Source organism: Bradyrhizobium sp. UFLA05-89 (assembly GCF_059803475.1).
Genome location: NZ_JBANBA010000174.1, coordinates 1 through 12,075, shown reverse-complemented (window position 1 = coordinate 12,075; position 12,075 = coordinate 1). Strand labels below are relative to the sequence as shown.

Here is a 12,075-nt window from a genome sequence, read left to right as displayed (position 1 = left end):
TCCCTAGGTATCCCCATGAGAACAGAGACCCTCGTGCGGAGCCTCCGCATTCCGGACCCCACATCTGCTTGGGGAGTTGCCCCACGTCGCGAAGCAGGTGTGAGTTGGAGAAAAGTTGGAGAAGCCGGGGGCCAGCAACTCAAAAAATCAGATAAGCGGTTGAAATCGCTGGCGCTCCCTAGGGGAATCGAACCCCTGTTTCAGCCTTGAGAGGGCCGCGTCCTAACCGCTAGACGAAGGGAGCGTGAGGGACAGGACATAGCCGCGAATTCCGCTGGCGGCAAGCGTGATTGGGCGACTTTGCGAAACTCGGATTGGAACGGGCTTAATTTCTCGGTGTCGTTCTGGCGAAAGCCAGGACCCCCGCGCGAGCGCTTGCGCTCGTCGCGATTACCCCGGCTAGACATTGTTGCGGCAAATCCCAGGCGACCATCTCGCTTTACGAGAGCGCGTTTTGCGCGCCCCGGGACGACGGTTTGAGGATGTGGCCGCTTCTCGAGCTTGCCTTGGCCGGCAGCGGCGAGCTCGCCTTACGGCTCGTTGGCAAATTTAAGCCGTCCTACCGGCTTCAGCGTGTGGGCGTCGAAGGTGCGGATTTCGGTGACCCCGCCGATATCGAGCGTCACCACCAGCCGATCGCCGGCAACCGCGGTCGACACGATCTTGGCGCCTTTCGGCACGGTGGCGGTGACGTCGCTCAACGCCTCGGTCGCCCTTCCCTCGGACTTGAAAAGGCGGTAGCCCACCGCGATCAGGACGGCGCAGATTGCCAGCGCCGTGGTCAACCCCGCGATCAGCATCATCCGCCGCACCCGCGCGAACAGCGCGGCTTGCTCGGAGGTCGGTTCGGGAACAGCGGTTTCGGTCGTCATGCAGAGCTCTGGGTCAGCGCAAAGGTTGGAGGTTGTCGTCGCCGGCGACGAGGGGTCGGCCCGGCTCGATCGGGTGCTGGCCGCCCGCCTGCCGGAGCTGTCGCGATCAAGGCTGAAAACCCTGATTCTGGCGGGCGCGGTGAGCCTCAAAGCCGCCGCGATCCGCGATCCCGCTTACCACGTCGCATCCGGCGATACGATCATAATCGACGTGCCGGAAGCCGCCCCCGCCGAGCCCATGGCTGAGGATATCGCGCTCGATATCGTGTTCGAGGACGACGACATCATCGTCATCAACAAACCGGCGGGCCTCGTCGTGCACCCGGCCGCCGGCCACGAGACGGGCACGCTGGTGAACGCGCTGATCGCCCATTGCGGCACCTCGCTGTCCGGCATCGGCGGAGTACGCCGGCCCGGCATCGTGCACCGGCTGGACAAGGACACTACCGGGCTGATGGTGGTCGCCAAGAACGACCTCGCCCACCAGTCGCTATCGGCGCAATTCGCCGACCATGGTCGCACCGGCGAAATGCGGCGTGGCTATCTCGCCTTTGCCTGGGGCGTGCCGAACCGGCAGCGCGGTACGGTCGATGCGCCGATCGACCGTCACCCGCATGCGCGGGAGAAAATGGCGGTGAGGCAAAGCGGCCGTGTAGCGGTGACGCATTGGGAGATCCTGGAGAGCTTTACCGGACGCGACGGCAAGCCGGTCGCCGCGCTGCTCGCCTGCGAGCTCGAGACTGGGCGCACCCACCAGATCCGCGTCCACCTGTCCCATATCGGCCACCCCCTGATGGGGGATGCCGTCTACGGCCCGCACTTCAAGACCAAGGCGAACCAGCTCGGGCCGGAATCGCAAGGCGCCCTCGCCGACCTTGGCCGGCAGGCCCTGCATGCTTATCTGCTGGTAATCCAGCACCCGCGAAGCGGAGAACTCCTTCACTGGGAACAGCCCTTGCCGGAGGATTTGCTTCTCCTCGAGGGGAGGCTAAAAGCGGCGCTATGACGCAGGCCGCTTCAGAAAAGCTTTACATTACAAAAAGTTATAGCAGCCACACGGGGACGTGACGTCAACAATCCTTCCCTAATTGCCCCCCGATGAGGTATATTGCGCCTGCGTTGAAAGATCGACGCGGAACATCGCAGCTCGACTGGCTTTAACCAAGCGGTCGTCTGCCTGGCCCGCCGCTATCGGGGGCCTGAACCTTTGGAGGGCGCAAGTATGGCCCGTGCAGCTACGTTGCCGGTTCTGAATGGAGAATCCGGCCTTTCCCGTTACCTCGCCGAGATCCGCAAATTCCCCATGCTGGAACCCCAGCAGGAGTACATGCTCGCCAAGCGTTGGCGCGAGCATGACGATCGGGACGCGGCGCATCAACTCGTCACCAGCCACCTCCGCCTCGTGGCCAAGATTGCCATGGGCTATCGCGGCTACGGCCTGCCGATCTCCGAGGTTGTCTCGGAAGGCAATGTCGGCCTGATGCAGGCGGTGAAGCGATTCGAGCCCGAAAAGGGTTTTCGTCTCGCCACCTACGCCATGTGGTGGATCAAGGCGTCGATTCAAGAGTACATCCTGCGTTCCTGGTCGCTCGTGAAGATGGGCACCACCGCGAACCAGAAGAAGCTGTTCTTCAACCTGCGCAAGGCGAAGAGCAAGATCTCGGCTCTGGACGAGGGTGATCTGCACCCCGACCAGGTGAAGCTGATCGCGAGCCGCCTCGGCGTCACCGATCAGGACGTCATCGACATGAACCGCCGCCTCGGCGGCGACGCGTCGCTGAACGCACCGATCCGCGACGACGGTGAGGCCGGCGAATGGCAGGACTGGCTGGTCGATACCTCGCCCAACCAGGAAGCCTTGATGGCCGAACACGAGGAATACGATCATCGCCGTGACGCCTTGAACGGCGCCATGGGCGTGCTCAACCCGCGTGAACGCCGCATCTTCGAGGCGCGGCGCCTTGCGGACGAGCCGATGACGCTGGAAGACCTCGCGGCCGAGTTCGGCGTCTCGCGCGAGCGCGTCCGCCAGATCGAGGTCCGCGCCTTCGAGAAGGTGCAGGCCGCGGTCAAGGGCACCATCGCGAAGCAGGAACAAGCAGCGCTGGAAGCCGCGCACTAAGCGCGAGACTTTCCGGCGCCAGAAATTGGCGGATCGAAGAGACCTAAAAGCCGGCGGCAACGCCGGCTTTTTTGTGTGTGGTGGAACGCGACCAATCTCGCGGTGTCATGCCCAGGTTTGACCGGGGCATCCAGTACGCCGCGGCCGCCGCGGCTTGTCGATTCAATCACGACCGTCTCGGAGTACTGGATCGCCCGGTCGAGCCGGGCGATGACGGCGGTGATTGTGGTTAGTAAAATGCCTGGAAATACTCCGCGAGCGAGTCCACCTCGCCCGGCGTCGCCAGTTGCACTGGCGCCGCCTAGTACGCTCGACCATGCGTCCATCGCGGCTATTTGCGCGACAGGTCAAACTCTTCGGTGCGCTCAGCGGCTCCCCACCGGCGACGGCCGGGCTACTTTGCATGGGGTTGTTTTCGACATTTTGGTCCGGACCCGCCCGCCGGGCCATCAAGCCAGGCGATGATGGCGTTACTTGCGCTCAACAAAACGCGCGAAGCTGGTCCCTATTCGCCCCACTCCCTCGCCAGGGTCGCGAGCCGGCAGCCTTCGCAGTAGCGGGCGTCCTTGAAGTCGATCCAGTTGTGCGCATAGACGTGGTCGAGCGGGATGGCGTAGCGTGCCCGCAGGACGGCCACGAGGATGCGCCATGCCGCAACCTGCGCCTCGGTCGGCCCCCTCGTCACATCCGGAAAATTGCCGGCGAACTCGACACCGATCGAGTTGTCGCGCACGACCCGATGGTAAGTCGCGGAGTTGTCGATGAAGGTGTTGTCGTTGCGATTGGCGCCATCGCCATGGGTCGGAACGAGGTTCTCAGGGACGGCCCAATAGACCGTTCCGTCGGTCTCGACCCATATCGTGACGCCGCGCCGCGTCGGGTTCTTCGATTGCGCAAGGGCACCCATGCGGGCCGATCCCGCAGGCCCCTCGGTCTGGTGCACGATGATGTTGTGCCAAGCATGGGCTGCCGCGACGTCGCCCCAGGGCGCGAGCCAGACCATGTTCAGGCCGGGAATCGTCGGCGTGCCCGACGAGCGCGCCAGTCTGGCAAGGTCGGGGTCGGTTGCGGCGGCCGGAGCCAGCAGTGCAAGCGCGGCGAGCAGCGCCGCGAGAAAGCGGGAAAGCATGAGGCGGGGCGGTCCGTTGCGTCTCCAGCCTAACATGCGTCAGGCGAATTTGCGTGCCGCTTCCGTTAGCAGCTGCAGCGCATCCGGCTGGAGCGGTGGCGCTGGATCGTAGATCGCGAAATCGTTCTTGCCGCTTTTCTTGGCGGCATAGAGCGCATGATCGGCGTTCGCCATCAGCCGGTCGGGAAATTGACCGATGCCGCGCTCCCACTGCGCGATGCCGATCGAGACCGCGATCGGAATCTCGCCTCCTGCGCAGGTCTCGGCATCCCTGCGGCAAACGTCCAGCACGCGGCGGGCAATCAGCGCGCCCTCGGTCTGCGTCGAGGACGGCAGCACGATACAGAACTCGTCGCCACCGGTGCGGGCGAGCATGTCGCCAGGCCTGAGGCGCGTCTGCGCCATCAAGGTGAAATGCTGCAGGCAGGCATCGCCCGCAGCATGTCCATGGGTGTCGTTGATGGCCTTGAAGCCGTCGAGATCGATGACCAGCAGCGAGAACGGCTTGCCGCTGCGCTCCGAGCGGGCACACTCTTCGGTGAGGCGCTGCAACAGGTGCCGCCGGTTGGCGACACCCGTGAGATCGTCGAGTAGCGCGAGATCGGCGACCTCGTTGCGCAGGCGCTCGATTGCCATCAACAGGCAGCCGAAATTCCAGGCCATCGCCAGGAATACCAGCACCAGGATCAACGCGGCCTGCAATCCGTTGAAATTGATCGCGGTGATGGCGCCGCCGAAGCCGAGCAGCGCGGCAACGGAGCGGATCAGATGCGCAGACAGCAGCATGAAGGCGACGATCGCGGCGAGCCGCGCGCCGGGATTTTCCCGGCCATCCTGCTTGCCGAGGAGAAGCGGCAGCACCATCACGATCGGCGTCGATTGTCCCAATGAATAAATCAGGACACGCGCGGGCATGTAGTCGATCACGACAAGGAATCCGGCGAGGCCGGCCGTGGTCAGCAGCGAGATCCCGATCGCCGTGCGCCAGGCCACCGGCTTGTTGTAGAATCGCGCCACGCCCATGCAGGCGAGCCAGGACGAGAAGATCATCAGCCCGCCGCCGGCAATCAACGGAAAGCGCGGATCCATCACGCCGCGCAGCATGGTGATGCCGGCACCGACCGCCGCGAGCACCGCGGCCGCCGTCCAGAACCGTGCCGCCTCGAACTTGGGATAGGCGTTGGCCACGTAGGCCCAGATGAGGCCCAGCGCCAGGAAATTGATGACGATGACGATCCAGAGTGTCGACACGCTCAGCATGGCGACTGCGAGACACGTGTCGTCTCGCCCTCTCCGTTTGGCAGCCGTCCGTCCATGACCATCCCCGTCTTGTTACGGAGGACAATGCGCGCGGCGCGCTTAACGGAGTCTCACCGCGATCTGCGAAAGCGCGCCCTTGGTTTTGGATTGATGAACGCCGCGCGCGTTGGCGGATCGTTAGCCATGCCGTGCGGGCATCTGGCGGACGGTTGCAGGCGGATTCGCGGACGGAAATCACCTATAAGAGCGTTTGAGCTGTGGATAACGTAATGACAGCGGCGTGACAGCGCGGGGCAGGCGCCCGCGAATCTGCTGAGTTTGGCGTCGAGGATGTTGCGAGGCTGGCCCTCCGCCGAGCATCCCTCGTGTCGCGTTCCACCATTAACCCTTGAGAGGATACTATGGCTAAGAAAGCGAAGAAGGCGAAGAAGGCGAAGAAGGCGAAGAAGGCGAAGAAGAAGTAACGCTACTTCTTGTTCTGCCCGGGTGGAGCCTCGCTCCGCCCGGGCATCAGATCGGACGAGACGAAAAACAGCGGGCACAAGGCCCGCTTTTTCATTGGCTAAGCGTCGGCTGCTTCGCTCCCTTCTCCCTAAGGAAAGGCGAAGCGCCTACCGCTCCGCGAACGCCAGTCTCGCGCCGAGCACAGAAAAACCGGCGGCAAAACTGCGGCGGAGCCAGGCCATCACACGAGGGCGGGAAATGACGCGCTCGCGGACGGAGGCGGCAAACAGGCCGTAGACCACGAACACGGCAAAGGTCATCGCCATGAAGACCCCGCTCAATTCCAGCATCCGCGCCAGCACATGCGCCTCATCAGCAGCAATGAACTGCGGCAGGAAAGCGAGGAAGAAGATCGAGAGCTTCGGATTGAGGATGTTGATCAAAAAGCCGGTGACAATCACCCGCCAGCTCGAACGCTCCTTGATCCGCCCCTCCACCGCCAGCGCCCCGGTTTCGCGCAGAGCCTGCCAGGACATGTAGAGCAGATAGACGACCCCGCACCATTTCAGCATCGCAAAGGCGAGCGCGCTGGTGTGAAGCACGGCGGCGAGCCCAAGCATCGCCGCCGTCATATGCGGCACGATGCCGAGCGTGCAGCCGAAGGCAGCAGCGACGCTCGCCCGCGAGCCGCGTGTCAGGGCCGCAGCCAGCGTGTAGAGCACGCCGGTGCCAGGCGAAGCGACCACGATCAGGGATGTGAGCAGGAAGGGCCAGGTCATGGCCCGACCTTATCACCGCGGCTGACGGTGACAATACGACGCCTGAACGGCCGTCAGGAGAGCTGGGCGATCTCGGCCTCGCGCAGCACGTCGAGCGGTGCCCAGGGCTTCGCCCAGAACTTTGCACCATCCGGCAAGGACTGCGTCAGCGGACGTCCGGAGGTGACGACGACGTCCAGTCCCGGGTTGCGTTCCTTCGCGATGTGGGCAAGCTCGACCCCGTCTGTGCGGCCGGCGAGCTGCACGTCGGTCATCAGGAAACACAGCGTACCCGCCGCCACGTCGAGAACGTGCCGGGCATCTTCGCCGCTTGCGCACTGGATGACGTGATAGCCGCTCTCTTCCAAGAGAAGGCTGAGCATCTCGCGCTGCATGGCATCATCCTCGACAATCAGCGCCACTGCACGAAATGGCCGGGCCTGTCCCATAGGCTGCTCCTGATATTGCTGGTCATGGGCCTAAGTATCGTAGGTTAAAAGAGGAACCGCGAATTGGTTCGGCTCCGGACCAAATATTGTAAGTAGTGTTCCCTTCTTTGAACCCATGGAGCCCACCATGACTGCGATCCGCGGTGCCGCCGCCATCACGGGAGCTGCGAGCGGCATTGGCCGCGCGCTAGCGATCGAGCTCTGCGAGCGCGGCTGCGATCTCGCGCTTGCTGACCGCGACGAGGCCGGACTGAAGGCGCTGGCCGCCGAGATCGGCGGCATAAGCAAGATCAGCGTGCATCGCGTCGATGTCGCAGAGCCGAGCGAGATCGCGCTGTTTGCAATCGAGGCGGTCGCGGCGCACCCCGAGCTCAACATCCTCGTCAACAATGCCGGCGTCGCGCTGCTGGGCTCGTTCGAGGAGATCGACCAGGCGCAGATGGAGTGGCTGTTCAACATCAATTTCTGGGGCGTGGTGCACGGCACGCGCGCCTTCCTGCCGCATCTGAAGGCAAGACCGGAGGCACATGTCGTCAATCTGTCCTCCAGCTTCGGCATCATCGCCCCGCCGGGACAATCGGCCTATGCGGCCGCGAAGTTCGCGGTGCGCGGCTTTTCGGAGAGCCTACGCCATGAGCTTGAGGTCGCGGGAAGTCCGGTGAAGCTGTCGGTGGTGCACCCCGGCGGCATCGCCACCAATATCGTACGCAATTCGCGCACCGGCGTTGGCGTCACCGACAATGCCCGCCACGCGCAGTCGATCGAGTGGTTCGAGAATGCCGCGAAGACGACGCCGAAAGCCGCCGCGCTGCGGATCATCAGGGGCATCGAGCGCAACGAGCGGCGCATCCTGATCGGCAACGACGCCCGCGTCATGGATCTCCTGCAACGCTTCCGGCCGGGGACGTATTGGAAGCCGTTGCAACGAAGGCTGGAGAAGATGGCGCAGGGGAAGTGAGCGAGTGGCGCGACGATAGTGCCACACGCACCATTGTCATTCCCCGCGAAAGCGGGGAATCCAGTACGCCGCGGCTTCGCCGTATCAGTCACCGCTCTGGAATACTGGATCGCCCGCCTTCGCGGGCGATGACAGTTAATCTCGTGGATGTCGCTTGCCACAAGGTTGTCATTGCGAGGAGCAAAGCGACAAAGCAATCCAGACTAACTCCGCGGAAAGAATCTGGATTGCTTCGCTGCGCTCACAATGATGGTGGTTGAGGCTAGCTGCGCCCTCACTGCCCCATCAGCCGATCGGCAAAATAGCCGATGGTCTTGCGATAGATCAGCGCCCTGTTCCACTCGCGCATGGCTTCGAAATTGGCGGTGCCTTCGCCATAGGGCTGGCCCATCTTGAAGCCGTTGGTGTGCAATAGGTTGGCGGTCGAGGCGAGCACGTCGGCGGCGCTGTGGCGGAGGTCGACGCGACCGTCGCCGTCGAAATCGACGCCGTACTTGATATAGGACGACGGCAGGAACTGCGTCTGCCCGATCTCGCCGGCATAGGCCCCGATCAGATCGCGCAGCGGCAGGTCGCCGCGCTGCACGATCTTGAGCGCAGCGAGCAGCTCGCCCTGGAACAGCTCGGTGCGTCGGCAATCATGGGCGAGGGTTGCGAGCGTGCGGACCACCGGCAGCTTGCCCATATCACCCTTGCCGAAATCACTCTCCAGCCCCCAGATCGCAACAAGGATCTGCCGGGGCACGCCGAATTGCTGCTCGATGCGCGAAAGCAGCGCGGCGTGGCGCTGGAGCAGCGCGCGGCCGCCATTGATGCGTCCGGGACCGACGCGGGTCGAAACATACTGCTCAAAGCTCTTGTTGAATGTGTAGCGCTGGCGCCGGTCGAAGGCGAGCACCGCGCCGTCCTCGGTCACCCCGCTGAAGGCTGCACTGGTCACGCTCGGCGAAACGCCGGCGGCCTGCGCCTCCGATGCCATGCTGGCGACGAAGCTGTTGAAATCGCCGCCGCAGCGAGCGGCCTTAGCCGAACCGCCGGCCACGAGAACAACGGATGCGATGGCCAGGCCCAGTCTCAGCATGTTGAAAGATTCCTCTCATCTTCGCGCGAAGCAGCGCGCGATCATGCCCGGGAACAGGACTTGCGTCAAAGCGGCGCACCAGCTCCGCGCCAGAACCAATCGCGCTGCGGCTGCGACTAATGCATTGCGCTTCCACCCGCCCTCCAAAACCGCACGAGATGCCCATGCCCATTCCGCGCCAGACGTTCGGATTGCCTGCCATCGTTGTTCTGCTCTCTCTCGGCATGTCCGGCGCGACGCACGCGCAGACGCGCGATGTCACGGGTGCCCGAGACTATCCCGGCGTCGGCCGGTTCGCAGGCAGTGTGATCACGGGCTATGTAACAAAGGATTTCGACGCGACGCGGATGCAGGCAGCGGCATTCAGGGACGGCCAGCCCACCGACGCGCGGCGGCTGGAAGGCCGCGTCGTCCGCATCGCCTACCGCACCAGTCCCGGCCCCTCGATCCTGGAAGTGTCCCGAAATTTCGAAACGCAACTTGCAAAGGCCGGCTTGGAGACCCTGCTCGCCTGCGATACCGATGCCTGCGGCGCCATACCCTTCACGGAAAGCATCGATACGCTGCCGGTCCCGCAGATGTGGGTCGACGGCTTCAACTACCACTATTATGCAGGCCACAAGAGCGACGCCGGCCGCGAGACCTATGCCAGCGTGATCGTCAGCCAGAACAACCAGGAAATTTTCGCACAGCTCACTGTCACAGAGTTGGGGGCAATCGAGAACAAGATGGTGGATGCCGCCGCGATGGCGAAAGGCCTTGGCGAGGCCGGACACATCGCGCTCTACGGCATCTATTTCGATACGGACAAGGCCGTGCTCAAGCCCGAAAGCCGCCCGACGCTGGAGCAGATTGCAAAGCTGCTGACCAGCCAGCCGCAGCTCAACGTGTTCATTGTCGGGCACACCGACAGCCAGGGCGCCTACGACTATAATCTCGATCTGTCACGCCGCCGCGCCGAAGCGGTCGCGGCCGAGCTCGTGAAGAGTTTTCGTATCGCGCAGACCAGGCTGCGCACGGCAGGAGTCGGACTGCTCGCGCCGGTCGGCTCCAACGCGACGGACGCCGGCCGCGCCCTCAATCGCCGGGTGGAGCTGGTGGCGCCATGAAAACCGACCAACTTTCTCGTCATTCCGGGCTTGGCCCTTCGGGTTGCCCCGGAATGACGAGCGCGAAACTCTGCCTCTAACGGCTTGATGCTTCGCGCGCCGGTGCTAACCTCGAACCACCGGTGCAGACAAAGCTGTACGTCATGCCCAACGACCAACAACCTGCTCACCCAACCCGCCCCGCGCTCCTGCGTGCGCCGCTGTTCCGCCTGCTCGCCATCAACCTCGCGATCGGCGCCTGTGCCGCGACGCTGCTTGTCGGCGGGCTGCTGCTCGTCAATCCCGCGCACTTACGTGATCTCATCGTCGCCGACAGTTCGCCGGTCGTCGCGATTCTCCTCCTGCTCGGCTCCTTCCTCGTCACTTTCGGCTCGGCCGCGATGGGGACCGCCATCATGGCGCAAGGACGCAAGGAGAATGACGGCGGCGGCAGCGGCGGAAAGCTGCACCTGGCACCGCAGAAGCTGATCGACGAGGTGCGTTAGCGTGCATACGTAGCCGAATGCACCATTGACGTGCGATGGAACTGATGCAGTTCGCTGCCGCCCTACACAATCGCAGCGAGTTCCAATCGCGGCGTTGTGATCAGCATAGCTCAAGAGGCGAAGTTCGTTCGAATCAAACGTAAAACGCGAATGGCGATTAACTTATGTGGGTTGCACTCACTGCGACATCGCCCTGTCACAATTTTATCTTGCCAACACATCGATCAGGCGATAGAGTTCTATTTTAGGTTGTTGTCCCTGCCAGCCCCGGGCGACGCTGAAGACCAAAAATAAACGGCGGGCTTTCCGGCCCGCCGTTTATTGAGGCTGAGGGCCGCACCAGACCTTACGCGGCGTTTGACGCTTCCATCTTGCAAACAGTTTCGTCGATCGATGGCGCGGCCACGGGCGCCGCGCTCACCGCCTGCAGCCCACAAAGCCATTTGACTATAGCGCGGTGATCGACGACAAGCCGCCATGGCCAAAAAACCCGGAACTAACCCCAAAGGCGAATTCGCCTTCTTCAACGTCGTCTATGAAGACGATTCCCAACGCTCCAACCGCCGCGTGCCTGCCGAATTGCTCAGCGGCCTCGATGGCGACGAACCCGCACGCGGCTTCATCCTAGAGCAGGACCGCGAGATCGCCGAAAAGTCCGGCCGGCCGGCGCTTGAGATCAAGCGGATCGAGCGCGTGGGGGCGAAGAAGAAATAGGCAGACATCGACCGGCGCTCACCAGCGCCCGCACCACTTGTTCCAGGCAAACAGCAGATCGGCAAACCGGTCATAGAAGAACCGCGTGAACGGCAGCGCCACGCGATTGCCGAACAGCGCCGCAAGCCACCTCTCGCCCGGCGTCAACTGCCACAGCGCAATCGCGACATCCGCGCCAACGACGAGCCGGCCGGCTTCATCGGTCGCGTGCAGGCGCCGCCTGATGTCGTCGAGCGAGGCGCCGAAGCGCGCCAGCGCATCGGGCTGTTCATTGATGTCCCTGAACTCGACCGTGCCCGCCCGCACCAGCGCGAGCAGCTTGTTGCGCTGCCAGTCGATGCCGGCATCGCAGACGGGGCAGCGGGTGTTGTACCAGACGGTGAAGTGGGAAGCAGACATTCGCGCCTACCAGGTTAATTGCTCAACATATTCAAACCAACGCTCCAACCGCCGTGTCCCCTCCGAGCTGCTCGGCGGCCTCGACGGCGACGAACCCGCGCGCAGCTTCATCAGGGAGCAGGACCGCGAGATCGCGGAGAAGAGCGGCTGCCCGCCGCTGGAGATCGAGCGGATCGAAAGGGTTGGAGCGAAGAAGAAGTAGGCTTCGGCTCCATCCACGTCATTGCGAGCGCAGCGAAGATTCCATAGGGAGTGGATAGCGACCGGGTCTGAGGCCAGACTGAGGTTGCTGAAT

General features: G+C 63.5%; 14 protein-coding genes and 1 tRNA gene. 7 read left to right on the top strand and 8 right to left on the bottom strand.

Going from position 1 to position 12,075, the window contains the following annotated elements; genetic code table 11:
- Positions 1 to 169: 169 nt before the first annotated feature.
- Positions 170 to 244: transfer RNA gene (locus SO139_RS43580), tRNA-Glu, on the bottom strand.
- 286 nt (positions 245 to 530) lie between these two features.
- Positions 531 to 872 (bottom strand): hypothetical protein, encoded by a 342-nt coding sequence (locus tag SO139_RS43575; protein ID WP_449382453.1) that lies wholly within the window; start codon positions 870 to 872, stop codon positions 531 to 533.
- Between SO139_RS43575 and SO139_RS43570 the strand changes: the two genes are divergently transcribed.
- A complete protein-coding gene (locus tag SO139_RS43570; RefSeq protein WP_474801774.1) occupies positions 871 to 1,878 on the top strand; it encodes an RluA family pseudouridine synthase in 1,008 nt (335 codons plus the stop codon). The genes SO139_RS43575 and SO139_RS43570 overlap by 2 nt on opposite strands.
- A gap of 216 nt (positions 1,879 to 2,094) precedes the next feature.
- Positions 2,095 to 2,994, top strand: coding sequence for an RNA polymerase sigma factor RpoH (gene rpoH, locus SO139_RS43565; RefSeq protein WP_449382455.1), 900 nt, complete (start codon positions 2,095 to 2,097; stop codon positions 2,992 to 2,994).
- 505 nt (positions 2,995 to 3,499) lie between these two features.
- On the opposite strand, the gene SO139_RS43560 is transcribed toward rpoH, so the two are convergent.
- The 4 genes from SO139_RS43560 to SO139_RS43545 form a co-directional block, all read right to left on the bottom strand.
- Positions 3,500 to 4,123 carry a peptidoglycan recognition protein family protein gene (locus SO139_RS43560; protein ID WP_449382456.1) on the bottom strand — a complete coding sequence of 208 codons (624 nt, stop codon included), beginning with the start codon at positions 4,121 to 4,123 and terminating at the stop codon, positions 3,500 to 3,502.
- Positions 4,124 to 4,162: 39 nt separating this feature from the next.
- On the bottom strand, positions 4,163 to 5,383 hold the full coding sequence (locus tag SO139_RS43555; protein ID WP_449382457.1) for a GGDEF domain-containing protein: 1,221 nt from the start codon (positions 5,381 to 5,383) through the stop codon (positions 4,163 to 4,165).
- A 611-nt stretch (positions 5,384 to 5,994) separates the two neighbouring features.
- Positions 5,995 to 6,606, bottom strand: a complete 612-nt coding sequence (locus tag SO139_RS43550; RefSeq protein WP_474801770.1) for a LysE family translocator — start codon at positions 6,604 to 6,606, stop codon at positions 5,995 to 5,997.
- Between the two features lie 53 nt (positions 6,607 to 6,659).
- Entirely contained in the window at positions 6,660 to 7,034 is a 375-nt protein-coding gene (locus SO139_RS43545; RefSeq protein ID WP_449382459.1) for a response regulator, read from the bottom strand.
- A gap of 127 nt (positions 7,035 to 7,161) precedes the next feature.
- Between SO139_RS43545 and SO139_RS43540 the strand changes: the two genes are divergently transcribed.
- Complete coding sequence (locus tag SO139_RS43540) at positions 7,162 to 7,992, top strand: SDR family NAD(P)-dependent oxidoreductase (RefSeq protein WP_498541971.1); 831 nt, start codon at positions 7,162 to 7,164, stop codon at positions 7,990 to 7,992.
- A gap of 274 nt (positions 7,993 to 8,266) precedes the next feature.
- Here SO139_RS43540 and SO139_RS43535 read toward each other — a convergent pair whose 3' ends face one another.
- Positions 8,267 to 9,073, bottom strand: a complete 807-nt coding sequence (locus tag SO139_RS43535) for a lytic murein transglycosylase (RefSeq protein WP_498541970.1) — start codon at positions 9,071 to 9,073, stop codon at positions 8,267 to 8,269.
- 158 nt (positions 9,074 to 9,231) lie between these two features.
- Between SO139_RS43535 and SO139_RS43530 the strand changes: the two genes are divergently transcribed.
- The 3 genes from SO139_RS43530 (at position 9,232) to SO139_RS43520 (ending at position 11,381) form a co-directional block, all read left to right on the top strand.
- Positions 9,232 to 10,182 carry an OmpA family protein gene (locus tag SO139_RS43530; protein ID WP_498541969.1) on the top strand — a complete coding sequence of 317 codons (951 nt, stop codon included), beginning with the start codon at positions 9,232 to 9,234 and terminating at the stop codon, positions 10,180 to 10,182.
- A 143-nt stretch (positions 10,183 to 10,325) separates the two neighbouring features.
- Positions 10,326 to 10,667 carry a hypothetical protein gene (locus SO139_RS43525; RefSeq protein WP_474801803.1) on the top strand — a complete coding sequence of 114 codons (342 nt, stop codon included), beginning with the start codon at positions 10,326 to 10,328 and terminating at the stop codon, positions 10,665 to 10,667.
- Between the two features lie 477 nt (positions 10,668 to 11,144).
- Positions 11,145 to 11,381 carry a hypothetical protein gene (locus SO139_RS43520; protein ID WP_449382463.1) on the top strand — a complete coding sequence of 79 codons (237 nt, stop codon included), beginning with the start codon at positions 11,145 to 11,147 and terminating at the stop codon, positions 11,379 to 11,381.
- A gap of 18 nt (positions 11,382 to 11,399) precedes the next feature.
- On the opposite strand, the gene SO139_RS43515 is transcribed toward SO139_RS43520, so the two are convergent.
- Positions 11,400 to 11,780 (bottom strand): thiol-disulfide oxidoreductase DCC family protein, encoded by a 381-nt coding sequence (locus SO139_RS43515; protein WP_474801763.1) that lies wholly within the window; start codon positions 11,778 to 11,780, stop codon positions 11,400 to 11,402.
- Here SO139_RS43515 and SO139_RS43510 point away from each other — a divergent pair.
- A complete protein-coding gene (locus SO139_RS43510) occupies positions 11,761 to 11,982 on the top strand; it encodes a hypothetical protein (RefSeq protein WP_449382465.1) in 222 nt (73 codons plus the stop codon). The two genes, SO139_RS43515 and SO139_RS43510, sit on opposite strands and share 20 nt — an antisense overlap.
- Positions 11,983 to 12,075: the final 93 nt, after the last annotated feature.